This is a genomic window from Natronorubrum amylolyticum (genome assembly GCF_052040145.1).
In the GTDB taxonomy this organism is placed as follows: Archaea; Halobacteriota; Halobacteria; order Halobacteriales; family Natrialbaceae; genus Natronorubrum.
The window spans coordinates 24496-38123 of sequence record NZ_JBPPFW010000006.1 but is presented as its reverse complement, the minus strand read 5'-3'; the positions used below and the strand labels follow the sequence as shown (position 1 = coordinate 38123).

15 protein-coding genes are annotated in these 13628 nt (G+C 62.9%); 10 read left to right on the top strand and 5 right to left on the bottom strand.

Going from position 1 to position 13628, the window contains the following annotated elements; translation table 11 throughout:
* Window positions 1–9: 9 nt before the first annotated feature.
* The 3 genes from ACSFDB_RS19535 to ACSFDB_RS19525 are packed head-to-tail and all read right to left on the bottom strand — an operon-like array spanning window position 10 to window position 2226.
* Complete coding sequence (locus tag ACSFDB_RS19535; protein ID WP_440772577.1) at window positions 10–471, bottom strand: DUF6691 family protein; 462 nt, start codon at window positions 469–471, stop codon at window positions 10–12.
* Between the two features lies 1 nt (window position 472).
* The gene (locus tag ACSFDB_RS19530) at window positions 473–964 is read right to left on the bottom strand and encodes a YeeE/YedE family protein (RefSeq protein ID WP_440772576.1); all 492 of its coding nucleotides are present in this window, start codon (window positions 962–964) and stop codon (window positions 473–475) included.
* A 20-nt stretch (window positions 965–984) separates the two neighbouring features.
* Window positions 985–2226 (bottom strand): MBL fold metallo-hydrolase, encoded by a 1242-nt coding sequence (locus ACSFDB_RS19525; protein WP_440772575.1) that lies wholly within the window; start codon window positions 2224–2226, stop codon window positions 985–987.
* 245 nt (window positions 2227–2471) lie between these two features.
* On the opposite strand from ACSFDB_RS19525, the gene ACSFDB_RS19520 reads away from it, so the two are divergent.
* From ACSFDB_RS19520 to ACSFDB_RS19510, 3 genes are all read left to right on the top strand, one after another.
* Window positions 2472–2717 carry a sulfurtransferase TusA family protein gene (locus tag ACSFDB_RS19520; RefSeq protein ID WP_440772574.1) on the top strand — a complete coding sequence of 82 codons (246 nt, stop codon included), beginning with the start codon at window positions 2472–2474 and terminating at the stop codon, window positions 2715–2717.
* A 1-nt stretch (window position 2718) separates the two neighbouring features.
* On the top strand, window positions 2719–3315 hold the full coding sequence (locus tag ACSFDB_RS19515; protein ID WP_440772573.1) for a DsrE/DsrF/DrsH-like family protein: 597 nt from the start codon (window positions 2719–2721) through the stop codon (window positions 3313–3315).
* A gap of 81 nt (window positions 3316–3396) precedes the next feature.
* Window positions 3397–4539 carry an SPFH domain-containing protein gene (locus ACSFDB_RS19510; RefSeq protein WP_440772572.1) on the top strand — a complete coding sequence of 381 codons (1143 nt, stop codon included), beginning with the start codon at window positions 3397–3399 and terminating at the stop codon, window positions 4537–4539.
* Between the two features lie 91 nt (window positions 4540–4630).
* On the opposite strand, the gene ACSFDB_RS19505 is transcribed toward ACSFDB_RS19510, so the two are convergent.
* Window positions 4631–4996 (bottom strand): winged helix-turn-helix domain-containing protein, encoded by a 366-nt coding sequence (locus ACSFDB_RS19505; RefSeq protein ID WP_090311675.1) that lies wholly within the window; start codon window positions 4994–4996, stop codon window positions 4631–4633.
* A 138-nt stretch (window positions 4997–5134) separates the two neighbouring features.
* Here ACSFDB_RS19505 and ACSFDB_RS19500 point away from each other — a divergent pair, with 138 nt between their 5' ends.
* The 6 genes from ACSFDB_RS19500 to ACSFDB_RS19475 all read left to right on the top strand — a co-directional run bounded on the left by ACSFDB_RS19500 (window position 5135) and on the right by ACSFDB_RS19475 (window position 11431).
* Complete coding sequence (locus ACSFDB_RS19500; protein WP_440772571.1) at window positions 5135–5824, top strand: cob(I)yrinic acid a,c-diamide adenosyltransferase; 690 nt, start codon at window positions 5135–5137, stop codon at window positions 5822–5824.
* 121 nt (window positions 5825–5945) lie between these two features.
* Entirely contained in the window at window positions 5946–6362 is a 417-nt protein-coding gene (locus ACSFDB_RS19495; RefSeq protein WP_440772570.1) for a universal stress protein, read from the top strand.
* A 101-nt stretch (window positions 6363–6463) separates the two neighbouring features.
* Complete coding sequence (locus tag ACSFDB_RS19490; RefSeq protein ID WP_440772569.1) at window positions 6464–7264, top strand: ZIP family metal transporter; 801 nt, start codon at window positions 6464–6466, stop codon at window positions 7262–7264.
* Window positions 7265–7391: 127 nt separating this feature from the next.
* A complete protein-coding gene (locus tag ACSFDB_RS19485) occupies window positions 7392–8213 on the top strand; it encodes an ABC transporter ATP-binding protein (RefSeq protein ID WP_440772568.1) in 822 nt (273 codons plus the stop codon).
* A complete protein-coding gene (locus ACSFDB_RS19480; RefSeq protein ID WP_440772567.1) occupies window positions 8210–9667 on the top strand; it encodes a hypothetical protein in 1458 nt (485 codons plus the stop codon). Before ACSFDB_RS19485 ends, ACSFDB_RS19480 begins: the two co-directional genes overlap by 4 nt.
* 744 nt (window positions 9668–10411) lie before the next feature.
* A complete protein-coding gene (locus ACSFDB_RS19475) occupies window positions 10412–11431 on the top strand; it encodes a zinc-dependent alcohol dehydrogenase (RefSeq protein WP_440772566.1) in 1020 nt (339 codons plus the stop codon).
* Window positions 11432–11510: 79 nt separating this feature from the next.
* Here ACSFDB_RS19475 and ACSFDB_RS19470 read toward each other — a convergent pair whose 3' ends face one another.
* Window positions 11511–12713, bottom strand: coding sequence for an aminotransferase class V-fold PLP-dependent enzyme (locus ACSFDB_RS19470; RefSeq protein ID WP_440772565.1), 1203 nt, complete (start codon window positions 12711–12713; stop codon window positions 11511–11513).
* Between the two features lie 109 nt (window positions 12714–12822).
* Between ACSFDB_RS19470 and ACSFDB_RS19465 the strand changes: the two genes are divergently transcribed.
* Window positions 12823–13521 carry a PIG-L deacetylase family protein gene (locus ACSFDB_RS19465; protein WP_440772564.1) on the top strand — a complete coding sequence of 233 codons (699 nt, stop codon included), beginning with the start codon at window positions 12823–12825 and terminating at the stop codon, window positions 13519–13521.
* The last annotated feature ends 107 nt before the right edge of the window (window positions 13522–13628 follow it).

Sequence of the window (13628 nt, the reverse complement as noted above, 5' to 3'; positions counted from 1 at the left end):
ACGATCGGATCAGTCCGCACTCGTCGGCGCGGAGCCGGACGCGGCTCGACGGCTACGCCAGAAACCCTGGACGTACGCGCCGACGAACATGCCGACGAGCGCCCACAGGATAGTGACGTTACCGACGCCGAGACTCGCGTACGCCGCGCCGGGACAGATTCCCGAGAGTCCCCAGCCGACACCGAAGATGCCGCCGCCGATCAGAACGTTTCGGTCAAGCGACTTCAGCCGGCGTCCGTACGTTTCCCCGGAGAGTGGAGAACGGTCGCGCAACTGGGGTATCGACGCGAAAGCGAGACCGGAGACGATCGCCGCGCCGAACATCACGAACAACAGCCCGAAGTCCTCGAACTGGAGAAAGTTCAGCACGACCTCGGGGCGGGCCATATGACTGAAACCGAGACCGAAGCCGAAGAGCACACCGCCGACGAAGATCAGCGGCACGAACAGTGGGTGGCGATCTCGACTCACGTTACGGCGTCACCCCCAGTGCCTGTATCAGCTGGGCCGTGCCGATCGCGACCGCCAGAAACGTCACCACGCCGACGATCGACGTCTTCGAGGCCGAGCCGACGCCGCAGACACCGTGGCCCGACGTACAGCCTTTGCCGACTCGAGTGCCGATCCCGACGAGGATGCCTCCGAGAAGCAGCCGCCAGGGCTGAACGTCCGTCGTCCACGCCTCGCCCTGCCAGATGACGGCGTAGACCGCCGCTCCGAGAACGATTCCGAGCGTGAACACGACGCGCCAATCGCGCGACGCGCGGTACCGCTGAAATCGCGATCGGTCGGAGACGTACGTCAGCGTCGACTCGAGGAACGTGCTCGCACCGGCGGTGATGCCGGTGCCGAGGTAGATGACAGCTACGCCGAGGCCGACGAACAACCCCCCGATGGCGTACCGCGAGATACCCTCGGGAAAGAGCGACTCGTACAGCGTCGGATCGATAAGCTCAGTTGTCATTCGACTGGATACGGGGACGTTCAGTCATCGGCCAGCGAGTCCCGGCTGGCGGCGCAGTTGTTCGGGCCGAGTTCGAGTTCGAACGCCGCCTCGTCGTCCGTCTCCTGCTGGCCGAGGTTGATCCGGATGATCTCCTCGTAGTTGGCCGGTCGGGGCGGCATCTCCGAGAGGATCAGTTCGACGAACGCGTCTTCGTCCATCGTCAGCGCGGCCATCGTTTCTTCGAGCCGGCCGATGGGTGCCGTGTAGGACCCGTCTTCGGCTGGTTCGGCCGCGTCGCTGAAGTGGGAGCCGCCGACGAGCACGTCGTCGGGTAACGAGCGCACGCGTTCCTGGAGCGACTCGTAAAGTTGTCTGGCGGCCTCGGGGGCGCCGTCGTCTCCCTCCTCCAGATCGGGCCGGGCGACACTCTCGACGAAGAGACCGTCGCCGGTTGCGAGCAGCGCCCCGTCGATCAGGTACGACGTCATCCCGGAGGTGTGTCCGGGGGTAGAGATCGCCTCGACAGTGACGTCCCCGACCTGAAACTCGTCACCGTCCGCGGCCAGCGTCATCTCGTCAGCGTCGGTGACGCCGCGATCGACCGATGCCTCCGGAATGACGCCCTCGACACCTTCCTCGACGAGGGTGCGGACGCCCGAGATGTGGTCCGCGTGGATGTGCGTGTCGATGGCGTACTTTAGGTCGACGCCGAGTTCAGCGGCGTCCTGCCGAGTGTGCGAGGCAAGGCTCGAAGAACGGAGTTGTGCGGTGTCCTCGAGATAGCGGTCGGTAAAGGCCCGCAACGGGTCTATCACGGCCGCCTCGCCATCGTGGAAGACGAGGTAGCCGAGACAGCCCGAGGACGGACGCTGGTACTGGAGCAGCGTCCCCAAACCGTCGTAGCCCTCGACCTCGACGGCCTCGTAGATGCGCGCCCAGCCGTTCATCCCCTCCTCGAGGTGGTCGACGTCGTAGCCGCGTTCTGCGAGTCGCCCAGCGACGTATTCGCTGGCACCACCTTTTGCACAGAGAACGGTAATCTCGCGATCGTCGGGTATTTTCTGGAGAACGTGCGCGTCGATATCGTCCTCGAGGAACTCGAAGTAGGGAACGTTGATCGAATCGACGGATTCGCCGTCGATACGCCACGTCTCGTACTCCGATTCCATACGGACGTCGAGAATCGTGCGTTCCGCTCCTGCGTCGATTCGGTTCTTCAGCTCGGCCGGCGTCACGGCTTCAACCTCGACGTTCGGCGTTGGAAGGTCCATCTCGCTCATGTGGGATACTCCCCACTATCGGCCGCGGTCACATAAGGTTTTGTATGGTATTTCCACATTCACACAATATGGAAGGGAGGAGGAATTCACAGTCTGTCGGACAAAGCTCGTTTGAAGGAGTGATAGCCGCTCTTCAGCAATAAATGGCTACAGCGGATGTTCGTGTAGTGTGCAATAACCGATGTTCTTTTATAGCGCCACATAATATTGTGCGTTAGCTCCAATACAGAGCACACAAATAGATCATGAGTTCGGAATACACCGTTTCGGAGACGCTCGACGTGAAAGGACAGTCCTGCCCGATGCCCATTATCAAAACCAAGCAAGCTATCGACGGCCTCGAGGACGGTACGGTGTTGGAAGTCCTCTCGACCGATTCGGGAAGTATGAGCGACATGCAAGGCTGGGCGCAGGGGACCGAGGGCGTCGAGCTACTCGACCAGGTCGAGAACTACGAGCTGTACGTCCACTACGTGAAGAAAACGGCCTAACATGAGTACTGACGATCTCCCGTCGGCGGCCGAAAGCGCTGGGAGCGAGAGCGAGATCGACGTCGCAGAGCTACGGGCGCTCCGCGAGCGCGTCGAGGAACTCGAAGGGGCCCTGGCCGATCTCGAGACCAGCGAGGACCAGCAAAAGCTGACGATCATCGCCACACAGGGGAGTTTCGATATGGCGTATCCGCCGTTGATCCTTGCGAGCACGGCCGCCGCTTTCGGCTGGGACGTCGTCGTCTTCCACACGTTCTGGGGACTCGATATCCTCCACGAAGAGAAATCGAAGAACCTCAAGCTGAGCGCCGTCGGCAATCCCAACATGCCGCTGCCGAACGCGCTCGCCGCGCTCCCGGGGATGGACGCGATGGCCACCAAGATGATGCAGAAGAAAATCGACGAGAACGGGACGGCCACCATCGAGGAACTGATCGACCTTTCGTTGGAAACCGGCGTCGATCTACAGGCCTGTCAGATGACGATCGAGTTGATGGAGTACGCCGAAGACGACTTCTACGACGATGTGACGACAGGCGTGGGCGCAGCGACCGCGCTGCAGCACATGGCCGAATCCGATGTCCAACTCCTCGTGTAGACCGTTTGTATCAATGGTTCGTAACTAAACGGACGCTAACGCAACCCAATGGTTATTGGGCCAGCGCCCCTGTTATGCACAATGAACCTCCTGTCACTCGGGCCCCTGCAACTCGGCGATCCGATGCTGACCGCGGGAGTCGTCGTCCTCCTGCTCGTCGTCATCACCGTCTGGCAGATGGTCGAAATCGTCGACGCCTACGACAGGGGCGCACTGACCGTCTTCGGAGAGTACCGCAAACTGCTCGAACCGGGACTGAATATCGTCCCGCCGTTCGTCTCGCGGGTCTACACCTTCGACATGCGGACCCAGACGATCGACGTCCCGAGTCAGGAAGCGATCACGCGGGACAACTCCCCGGTGACGGCCGACGCCGTCATCTACATCCGGGTGATGGACGCCAAACGCGCGTTCCTCGAGGTCGAGAACTACGAGCGGGCGGTCTCGAATCTCGCTCAGACGACGCTGCGCGCCGTCATCGGTGACATGGAACTCGACGACACGCTCAGCCGCCGAGAGATGATCAACGAGCGGATCCGCCAGGAACTCGACGAGCCCACCGACGAGTGGGGGATCCGCGTCGAGAGCGTCGAGGTCCGCGAGGTGACGCCGTCCCAGGGCGTCAAGGGGGCGATGGAACAGCAGACCTCCGCGGAGCGCAAACGCCGCGCCATGATCCTCGAGGCCCAAGGTGAACGCCGCAGCGCCGTCGAGAAGGCCGAAGGGGCCAAACAGAGCGAGATCATCCGCGCACAGGGTGAAAAGCAGAGCCAGATTCTCGAAGCGCAGGGTGACTCGATCTCGACGGTCCTGCGCGCGAAATCCGCCGAATCGATGGGCGAACGCGCCATCATCGACAAGGGGATGCAAACGCTCGAGGAGATCGGCCAGAGCGAGTCGACGACGTTCGTCATGCCCCAAGAGCTCACCTCGATGGTCGGCCGCTACGGCAAACACCTCTCGGGAAGCGACGTCAGAACGGACGGAACCGACCTCGAGAGTCTCGATTTCGACGAGGAGACGCGCGAGCTAATCGGGCTCGACGACATCGCCGAGATCATCGGCGAGATCGAGCAGACCGAGATGGACGTCGAAGCGATGGAGGCGGAGGCCCAGGCGATCAAGGAAGGTCAAGACATCGGCGGCGAGACCGAGCCGTCCGCGACGGCGACCGAGATTGAACCCGACGTCGACTCCGGCGACGAGTCTCGCTCCGATCGCTAGCTGTCCGAAGCGGCGAGTCGAGAGCGGGACCAGCGATCGACTCAGAACGGAGATTGAGGAGGTAACTGGACGAAGGGATCGATCGAGATCGTTAGAATTTCTCCGTCGCGTTCGACCAGATGCCGAGCGACTGGTCGTTCGATCGGTCGACGTCGACGCGGAGTTCGCGATCCGAGTCGAGGCTGATCGCGATCCGGTCGAAGTTCGCTACGTACCGCGACTTGTGGTGGCGGCCCTGTCGCACGCCGACCGTCTCCTCGACGAGGTCGGCTTCGGTCAGCCGATCGAGTTTGCGGTAGGTCGTCGAGAGCGGCAACTCGGCCTCGTCCGCGATTTCCGGGACTGTCTTCGGCGCCTCGAGCAGCGAGATGATCTCCCGACAGTCAGCGTCGTCCAACACGCCGATGATGCGCTCGAGACCGGGCGTGTCGCCGGACGACGAGAACTCGAGTGGCATAACTGCGACCACGTTAGGAGCGAAGCCTAAAGACACGTTTGGTCGATACCGCCGCCCCCGTTTCGTCCGCCGTCGATCGCCCGACGTCGATCGCCCGATGTGCTTACCTACATATGCGCCCGGGCCGACGGACACCGTATGAGCGACGATCACCCGTCGGAGTCGACGGTCGAAAACACGCCGGGGCGGGGTCGGAGTCCCGAAGCCGAGACCATCGAGCCCGCCGCGCCCGAGGAGTTCGGTCTCGTCCAGATCTGGTGGGGCGACGGAAAGGGAAAGACGACGGCCACGCTCGGCATGGGAATGCGCGCCGCGGGCCACGGCTACCGCGTCCACATGCTCCAGTTCATGAAAGGCGGCGCCTCGAGCGTCGAGGCCGTCCGCGGCGAGTACAACGCGATGGCCGCACTCCCCGGAATCAGCTACGAGAACCTCGGCCACTACGGCTGGCATGGCATGGCCGACGGCAGCGACGAGGCCGATCACGCGGCCCAGGCCCAGGCCGGCCTCGAGCGCGCCCGCGAGTTGCTCGAGGCGGCGGGCGGGGTCGATCTGGGTTCGTCGATCGATCTCGACGGGCCCCCTGAAGACGGAGTCCACATGCTGATTCTGGACGAAGTGCTCTATGCCGCGGATCGGGGCTTGCTCAGCGAAAACGATATCTACGGCCTCATCGACGCGAAGCCGGCCGATCTCGAGCTTGTGCTCTCGGGGAGCCACGCCGAACCGACGTATCTCGAGGAGCGAGCCGACCTGATCACCAACGTTCGGAAGGTGAAACACCCGATCGACGACGGCCAGCGGGCGCGACGCGGCACGGAGTTCTGAGTGAGGGCTCACTCGAGGGCGTGCTCCACGGTCGTCTTCGCTCCCGATCTGTCGGGGAGGTATTTCCACAGTCTGGGACTGTCACCCGTCTTATATATGGCCAGTCGTCGAACCGGTAGCTATGCACCTACTCGTTCCGATGGACGACTCCGAACCGGCGCGCGCGGCGCTCGAACACGCCCTTGAGACGTTTCCCGACGCGACCATCACCGTGTTGCACGTCGTCGATCCGTCGATGGCGATGTACGGGGGCGACACGGCGTACAACGTCGAACGGGCCCTCGAAATCGAGGAGGAGAAAGCCGAGGCGCTGTTCGAGCGCGCGCGGGAGTTCGCTAGTGAGCACGACGTGACGATCACGACCGAAACCATCGGCGGACCGGCCGCTCGAGGCATCGTCGAGTTCGCCGACGAACACGACGTCGACGGGATCATCATCGGGAGCCACGGTCGGTCCGGCGTCTCGCGCGTCCTGCTAGGGAGCGTCGCCGAACGCGTTGTCCGCCGCGCAACGGCCCCGGTGACGGTCGTCAGATGATGCGAAGAGCGGGCAGTCGTCAGCTACGGAGTGAAGTGGGCTGTCGATGCGTCTACCCGCTGAATCGACAACCGTAATGTGTTCTGACAGCGAGAGATAGTATGGTTGTCGAAGGCCTTGGACTCGTACTCGCCGCCGGAATATTCACAGCCGTAGTCTGCGGGTTGGGTACTCTCCCGTTCTTTTTCGTCGACGATATCAGCGATCGGGTGACCGTCGTCCTGTGGGGGCTCGCGGGCGGCATCATGCTGTTCGCCTCGTTGTTCGGGTTCGTCGTCGAGGGGCTCGAGGAGGGCACGCTAACCCAGGTCGGAACCGGCCTCCTCGTCGGCGTCGGACTCGTGATCGTCGCCGATCGACTCATCTCCGACTACGAGTTCCAGCCGCGAGAGATCCCCGACGCTGACTTCCGAAAACTCGTCCTCATCGTCGGCATTCTGACCGTCCACAGCTTCCCGGAGGGGGTCGCTCTCGGGGTGGCGTTCGCCGATCTGGGCGTCGACGGCGACCTCGTCGTCGCGGGACTCGCGGTGCCGGCGCTGGCGGTCTTCATCACGGTGGCGATCTCGATCCAGAACATTCCGGAGGGGCTCGCCGTCGCGATCCCGCTGCATACGTACGGGCTCCCGAACTGGAAGATTTTCGGCTGGGCGGTCTTCTCGAGTATTCCACAGCCGATCGGCGCGGGAGTCGCGTTCGTGTTCGTCAGCGTCGCCCGCGAGTTTCTCCCCTTCGGCTTCGGTTTCGCCGCGGGGGCGATGATCTACCTCGTGCTCCACGACATCTTTCCAGAAGCACTGGATCACGGCGCGGAGCTTCGAGGCGGCGGTCGCCGAGAACTGGTCGTCGGAATCGTCCTCGGCGTCGCGATCATGCTCCCCGTCCTGCTGCTGACGGAGTAACGGCGTCTTCTGACGGGGAACGGCGTCAGTCGATGCGATGCAGTCCAGCGATTCGCTACCGGTCAACGCCCGCAACAGTCGTCGCCAGCACAATTATTATCGGGTACTGTGAACGATCACGCAGCCGATGGGTGTCATACAGGTCGACGGACTGGTGAAATCGTACGGGGATGTCGACGCAGTGGACGGACTGTCGTTCTCCGTCGAGCGGGGCGAGCTGTACGGCTTTCTCGGGCCGAACGGTGCCGGGAAGACGACTACGATCGGCGTCCTGACCGGTCAGCTCCGGCCGGATGCGGGAAGGGTGCAGGTCCTCGAGACCGATCCGACTGTCGAGCCGATCGAGACGCGACACCGGGTCGGGATCTTGCCCGAACAGGGATCGCCGCCGAGCTTTCTGACGCCGCGGGAGTTCCTCGACTTCGTCGGCGATGTCCGCGGGCTCGAGCCCGATCGAGTCGCGACGCAGACCGACGTCTGGGCCGACCGACTCGGCTTCGAGAGCAAGCTCGACACGCTTCATACGGACCTCTCGCGGGGTCAACAGCAGAAAGTGATGATCACACAGGCGTTCGTTCACGAACCCGACGTGGTCTTCATCGACGAGCCGCTGGCGAACCTCGATCCGCTGGTTCAAGAGCAGGTCAAGCGGTTCCTCGTCTCCTACGCCGCCGGTGACAACGCCGTCTTCGTCTCGACGCACAACATCGACGTCGCAGAAGAGATCTGTACCCGCGTCGGCATCGTCGCCGACGGGCAGATCGTGACGGAGCAATCGCTCGACGGCAGTGATGGCGGTGACGGTGGTGACGTCGCTGGCCGCGATGGCCGCGGCGACAGTATCGGCGACGACGAATCGCTGCTCGAGGTGTTCCTCGAGCGCGTCGAGGGCGCCGACGTGCGCGACGCGCCGTCCCTCGAGCGCCTGGAGGCTGAGCCGGAACAATGAGTACGGCCTCGCGCTCACCGCGATCGACGACGTGGCGTCTGTTCGCGCTCCTCCTCCGCGAGGAGTGGCGGCTGCACACGCAGCTGTTCGGCGGCTGGCGATTCGTACTCTTTCCGGTCGTCATCGCCGCCCTCACCGTCGGCGCGACGGTCGCGCTGCTCGAGACCGGAACCGCCGACGGAACGATCGTGACGGGGCTGCACGTCCTCGCACTCGGCTTCGGCCTCTACAGCGGAACGGCCGGCTTCGCCGGGTCGGACATGCTCGAGAACGTCTTCGGTCGACTCTCACTCGTTCTCTCGACGGCGACGACGCTGCCGTTGTCCCGACGCCGGTTGCTGGGCATCTTCCTCGTGAAAGACGCGCTGTTCTACGCGGTCGCGTTCGTGCTCCCGATGGCGCTCGCCAACGCGGTCCTCGTCGGGGAGGCGGCCGCCGCACCGGTTGCCATCGGCACGCTGTGGCTCTCGCTATCGCTGTCGTTCGCGGCCGGCATGGCGCTGACCGTCGCGATGATCGCGGTTCGGACGCGGGGTGTGCCGACGTGGGCAATCGCCGGAACGATCGTCGTCGTCGCGGGCGGATCGTGGCTGACGGGAACCGCTCGAGACGGCTGGACCCTGTTCGTGCCGATCGAGGGCTCGCTCGGCGGTGCGCTCGGGTTGGCCGCCGGGACGGTTCTCGTCGGCGTAGCATCGCTCGCGCTGTACGACCCGACCTACGGCCGACCCTCGCGGACTGCCGGCGACCGGTTCGCACGGCTCAGCGATTCGCTACCGCTGGGGGCGGACAACCGCAGCGCACTCGTCTCGAAGACGCTACTCGATCTGGCGCGCTCGTCGGGCGGCGTCGCGAAGCCGTTCGTCTCCGCGGCGATTTTGTTCGCGCTCGTGGCCGCCCTCGTCGGCGTCGTCGACTCGATCACCGGCATCGCGCCCGCGCCGGGGATCTTCTTCGGCGGCGTGCTCGGGCTGACCGCCTTCACCACGTACAACTGGCTGACGCAGTTCGACTCGCTCGAGGCCTACCTCACCTACCCCGTCTCGATCGAAGACGTCTTCCGCGCGAAACGGATCGCGTTCGTCCTCGTCGGCGCGCCGACGGTCGCGGTGCCGTACCTGGCGGCCGTGATCTGGTTCGAGGCGACGGTGCTGGATGCAGTCGTCGGCGCTCTCTTGCTCGCGGGCTACGCGCTGTACTACTACGGCCTGACCGTCTACATCGCCGGCTTCGATCCCAACGAGTTCCTCTTCGACGCCGTTCGGTTCACGATGTTCACCGTCGGTGTGGGGGTCGCGCTCGTGCCGACGCTCGTCGCCGGATTTGTCGTCGTGCCGCCGTCTGGGACCGTTGCGCTCGTACTCGGCGTTGCGGGGGTCGGGTTCGGTGTGGTCGGGGTGGTGCTCTCGAGTCGCGCCGGGCCGCGGTGGGAACGTCGATTTCGAACGGAGTGACGAAGCGAAGGAGGCGCTTTCCGAGTACGCGCTGAACCGACTCACCTCAATACGAGTACCGGCCAGAGGGGAGAGGGAGGAAACTTGTAATTAGTTTCTATTCAAAGATACAGTTTTGAGTTGCAAGAATCGTTTCGACACTCCCCTGAATGCAGATGGTTAGGACTGACTAGTCAGTTTGAGAGTTATTATGAAACTCATGAAATCGATTGATGGCACGATTCGATCCCTGTTATGCTGTTGCTGATACGCCCGTAATTCGCCCTGAGAGTCTGAGTTCTGACAGTGCTCCGGCGCTGATCCAGAGTCAGGCGAGTGGCTTTTGATACCAGTCGAACAGGCAGGAAAGAGTTGGCATAACTCACATGATGGTCGGTTTTATCCTTATACGCATTCGATCATCGTCTTATAGCCATCAAAAGTCCACATTCACCATCGATAATGTCTCGTTCCAGATACTATCGTGGAATTAATGATATTATTATATTTCATGAATAGCCCCTGAACGGTGCGACTGCGTTCTCGGCATAATATACAACTCAATATTGAAAACTAAGCTTCGTTTATTTCGTTGTTCAGCCCCCTACACAGACCGGTCTTGAGGCGACGGCCTCGAGGATTGTCGGGACAGTCCACCCACACTAGAGTGTGACAGCACATGTGAACACTACATCCGATTCGAACGAGTCACTTGTTCAGATCGGAGAGAATGTTTTTTGACGGCGCGCACTCAGCAGTGTACTGATGAGAGCGATTGTTACCGACGGGAGTAACACCGTCTGGGAGGAAACGCGTGATCGACCCAAACCGGCTGCCGGTGAAGCGCTCGTCCGTATTCGAGCCGTCGGTATCTGCGGGAGCGATATCGGACTGATTCACGGGGAGGGACCACCGTGGACGCGGTATCCGTTGGTCCCGGGTCACGAGGTGTGTGCGGAGGTCGTCGAACTCGGGTCGGGCGTCGACTCGCTCGAGGTCGGAGAGCGCGTCTCCCTCCACGGATTCATCTACTGTGGCGGCTGTACGCCGTGTCGAACGGGTCGGTACTACCAGTGTGACGAACTGAAAGAGATCGGGTTTACCATCGACGGCGGGTATTGCGAGTACGCGTCGTTCCCCGCCGAAACGCTTCGGCCGCTCGAGGACGATATCTCCGACGTCGAAGCGACGCAGATCGACTCTGCCGGCTGTACGCTACACGCCCTGAGCCGAGTCGAAACGACGTTCACCGATACGGCAGCCGTGTTAGGACCGGGATCGCTCGGACTGTTCGGGGTTCAACTCCTCCGCGCACAGGGCGTCGAAGACATCGTACTGACCGGGACGCGGGACGAGCGATTGCGGGTTGGTGAACGGTACGGTGCGACGGAGACGATACACGTTCACGACACCGACCCAGTCGAGGCGCTGCTCGAGTATACCGACGGTGAAGGCGTCGATCTCTGCGTCGAGACCGCCGGTGCTGGCGACGTCGTGAACACGTGTCTGAAAGCGACGAAGAAGCGCGGCTCCGTCGTCCTGACCGGCGTCTTCGACGGCAGTCGCGCGATCGATCCGAACGATATCGTCGCGAAGGAGCTCGAGGTCGTCGGCGGGGTCACTGCCGCACACGCCGTCGACGACGTCGCGGCGTTGTTCCGCCGCGGCGACCTGTCCGTCGACGGAATCGTCACGCACGAGTTCGATCTCGCCGAGTACGAATCCGCACTCGACACGGTGACGAACCGTGACGATGGTGTCATCAAAGCCGTGCTCCGGCCGTAGGTCGCGTCGTGAAATCGACTCCGGCGAACGCGGACGACAGTTCGAACTGTGAGCCCTCGACAGTTCTCGTCCCGTCCGCTCAGAAATAGCTCCGAATCCGCTCGAGGACGTACGTCGCTTCGTTATCAGTCAGACACATCGGATTGATCGTGAACGCGTTTCGATGGAGATCATCGGCGCCAACGTAGATACGCGGGCGCTCTTCGCGAAGACCACGGACGGCGTCGGTAGCTGTCGCATCGGCAATACTCTCGTCAACGGAGACGACGACCTCGGGCGCGACTGACGTTTTTTCTGCAGCGGTGAGCGTCGTTTCGATACCCGCGAGTTCAGCGAGGTCGGCCGCGATCGTCTCGGCGCGACCGCGCCACGCCGACGCGTTCGCGTCGTGATCCTCCTCGAGGAAGGACTCGAGCGCCGTGATCACGCCGACGAGTTCCTCCTTCCCGACTTTCATGCCGCGACCGATCCCCTGTCTGGGGACGCCGCCGAGTTCGTCGACATCGATCAGTTCCGCCGGTGGGGTCCAGACCGCTTCGGCCGCGTGCATGTCGAGGTGTTGCGCTGCGACCGATCGAACGAGATCCGCCCGCCCGGCGAGGATCCCCGTCGTCTGCGGTCCGCGGATCGCCTTTCCGCCGCTGAACGCGACGAGGTCGGCACCGGCATCGACGAACCGTTCGAAGTTGTCGACGGGCGGTACCTCCGCCGCGGCATCGACGATCACCGGGACGTCGTGTTCGTGTGCCACGTCGACGACATCCTCGAGCGGCGGCGTGGTGTACGACTTCTGTACGTAGCCGACGGCGGCAGTCTCGTCCGTAATCGCGCGTTCGATCTCCCAGGGTTCGGTGTTTACCGCCCCCGTGCCGAGATGCGCGTCGTTCGTTCCGACGTCGACGATCGTCGCACCGGCGACGCGGTACGCGTGATCGTATCCGGTCCGATGTGTGCGGGGAATCACGATTTCGTCCGCGAGTCCGTTGGTTTCCGGGAGGTGTGCCATCGCGTCGAGATCGGTGCCCGCGATCGTCGCGGCTGCAGACAGCGTGAGACACGCACTGGCGCCCGAGCAGACGTAGCCGGCTTCAGCACCCGTAACGTCCTGGATGAGCTCCGAGGCGCGTGTCTGCAGATCCGAGATCCGGGCGAAGCCGGCCGCGGCTTCGCGCATCGCCTCGGCCGCCTCCGGTCTGATTCGGCTGCCGCCGATCCGCGTTTTCGTCCCCGTCGCGTTGATCACAGTCGGTACGCCGATCTCGTCGTAGACCGAATCCGTCATGCCGGAACCGTACGGGTACCCGATAGATAAGAATAGGGGCGACGGGCGATCGACTGGCCAGCCGAGCGGACCGTCCGGATTTAATAGCGATGAGTGAATTGTGAACAGTATGCGTGTACTCGCGTTAGTGGCACATCCCGACGATGCCGACATCTTCTGTGGCGGAACGCTCGCCAAGCACGCCGACCGAGGCGATACCGTGACGATCGCCCACCTGACGGCCGGCGAGTACGGCGGCTTCGATACCACGGAAGCGGAAATCGCAGCCGTCCGACGAGCGGAAGCGACGCGGTCAGCCGAAGCGCTCGGCTGTGATTGTACGTTCCTCGGATTCGAAGACGGCCGCATCGAGAACACCCTCGAGAACCGACTCGAGATCGTCGATACGATCCGCGAGTACGAACCGGAGCTGATCGTCACGCACCACGACGACGATATGCATCCCGATCATCGCGAGACGTCGCTGCTCGTAACGGACGCGTACTACATGGCGTCGCTCCCGATGGTCGAGACGGAACACTCCGCTCACGACCCGGAGAACGTCTACTTCTTCGGAAAGGCAACTGCCGAGTTCGAACCGGACTTGTATATCGATACCACCGACTATCAGGAGCAAAAAGAGGACGCGATCAGCCACCACGAGTCGCAGGTCGAATTCCTCGAGGAACACGGCGGGATCGACGCCGAGTTCGACAATCTGATCGAGAGCGTTCGGGCGCAGGCACAGGTGCTCGGAACGAAAGCGGGCGTCGCGTTCGCCGAAGGGTTTCGCCGCCACCACGAGGTCGCCGAGGAAACCCTGCAGTAACGCGCGTGAACGCCACCGAAAGTTCGTCGAGTCGTCCGTAACTGGGCTGAGACGGCGGTCGATATTTTATTGGGGATGATGGCTTCGACCACAAGGTGGGCGTACGA